Origin of the sequence: Morganella sp. HSTU-ASny43 (assembly GCF_022819185.1) — a bacterium.
In the GTDB taxonomy this organism is placed as follows: Bacteria; Pseudomonadota; Gammaproteobacteria; order Enterobacterales; family Enterobacteriaceae; genus Morganella; species Morganella morganii.
On the sequence record NZ_WSPG01000064.1, the window covers coordinates 1 to 2,067 of the forward strand.

Annotated in this window: 1 pseudogene; it reads right to left on the bottom strand. The window is 35.4% G+C overall.

The features are described from left to right. Nucleotides 1-136 precede the first annotated feature (136 nt). Nucleotides 137-435: pseudogene (locus GN208_RS17650) on the bottom strand (transposase); the annotation flags it as partial. Nucleotides 436-2,067: the final 1,632 nt, after the last annotated feature.

Consider the following 2,067-nt stretch of genomic DNA (forward strand, 5'->3'; position numbering starts at 1 on the left):
TTTCAGCCTGTTTCAGGGCAAATGCGATCTGTTCTTCGGTATAACGTGTCTTTTTCATGTCAGATGACCTCTTTTTTCAGGAGAAGAAAGGCCGGAAACTCTACTTTATACCGGTACTGAAGAAAGGGAAGAGATCAATTTCAGGCGCTTCGCGAAGTATGTCGCGGCCTTTTGGAGAATGGCCAGCTCTTCATCCCGTTCAGCCAGTTGTCGCTTGAGGCGCGCATTTTCGGCTGCCAGTTCATTCTCGCGCGCTGAGGAATTCATTCGTTGCTGTTGTTTACTGCGCCAGTTGTAGAGCTGGGATTCATGCAGGCTGAGTTCACGGGCAGCGGCAGCGACACCGGTGCGTTCAGAGAGTTTCAGGGCTTCATCGCGGAATTCGGGTGTGTACTGTTTACGGGCCGTTTTGCTGGTTGATGCTGTTTTTGTCATGTGGCTCACCTCTGGTTGAGAGTTTACTCACTTAGTCGCGTGTCCACTATTCGCGGGTAGGATCAATGGTTTTATAATCACGAACGACCCAATATGGCGTTGAATGGCTACACACCGATGCAGCATATTCAGCGTATGGCCTGATTCTACTTATTACCTCCGTTAAAAATGGGGGGGGGTTACCTTCTTATTTTATGTCGTTTTATGATAATGGCAGGGTAGGTATTTGGGGTTTTTAGTTAACAGGTGGTTTTAACTCTACCTTCCTAAGGTTTTTAAGTGCTGGTGATTTTTTACAGATTGTAACACTTTTTATTATGTGATAGCTTAAGAGCAATTCATAAAATAGTGAGGTGTTATCAAATCACTAATTGGTTTTGTTTTTATGGTTAGTTTATCATTAATTATGTTTTTTGCTACCATAAATAGTTCCTTGGTGGGAAGGAATGTTACGGAAATGTTTTTCCCATCAAGGATATAAGGCCAGTAAATGCATTTTTTAAATTAAACACATGTAAAGGATGTTTTTTCTTTCTTTTGCTTTTCTTTTTTTGGGGGGTATTATGATTTTGAAAGAAATGAGATGCAAGAGAAAAACATGAGTTGTTTAATGGCTTGTCGTACCGTTATCCTTAATGCCAAATGCGGGTTTTTAATTCAAGTTATGTTTGTGCACTAGTTTTGTTTTTATATATAGATATGACGTTCATAATGTTTATTTGTATTTTTTATGTTTCATATGGGGTTTTTTAACGCATGAAGGATGGAAGTTCCTTGTGTAAAGTATATTTATCGATGCATAGTGGATACCAAGAGAGATAAAGATATAAATAAAAAGCAGTTTTCCAAAAAAGAGGGTTGAGAGTAGATAATAATATTTAAATTATGTTTGCAACTGAAATTATTGGTTTTTTTACTATAAAGTCATTGTGTTTTAATGAGTGCTATAATCGAGTTGATGTCAATATAATGCATAATATTGATTGTTATTTTTATTACCAATTAATGCTCTTCTTTTTAAATAAAAACGGCTGAGTAATGTAAGTGGATATTTTATTGCAACCACTAGACTAAAACAAACTAATTTTCAGGTGAGTATTTTAAATGGCGTTTTGGAGTTTGGTGGTGACATCATATAAAATGAATGATGTTAATAGTACATTCATTAGTACGCTAATGTTATTATTTTTTATTATTTGAGGGTGGCATTAATTTTTAAGTGGTGAATATAATAGATATATAGCTGATAAGCTCAGGGAGTTAAGAAAAAATAATAATCTTGCTACTTCTCAGTTAGCTAGTATTGGAGTGTCTCAACAACAAATGTCAAGATATGAAAGAGGCCAAAACAAAATAGATATAAAGTTAACATGTATTAAGTATTTACTTTGATTGCCCAATGTAGGTTTTTTTCCTTGGAGAGAGTGATATTTTTTGAGACGTATTATGTGGCAATGAAGGTAACGCTGTAAATAGCATTTTAAATTCATGTTTTTTGGTGGTTAAGTGTTATTATTAATTAATAAGGGAGGCGGGGTGTGGCTAAAAAAACTATTGCGATAATGTTATTTATTATTTTGCTGTTGTTTTTTATAATTATTATTGATGTGCCGTTCACTTTGGGTTTTTATC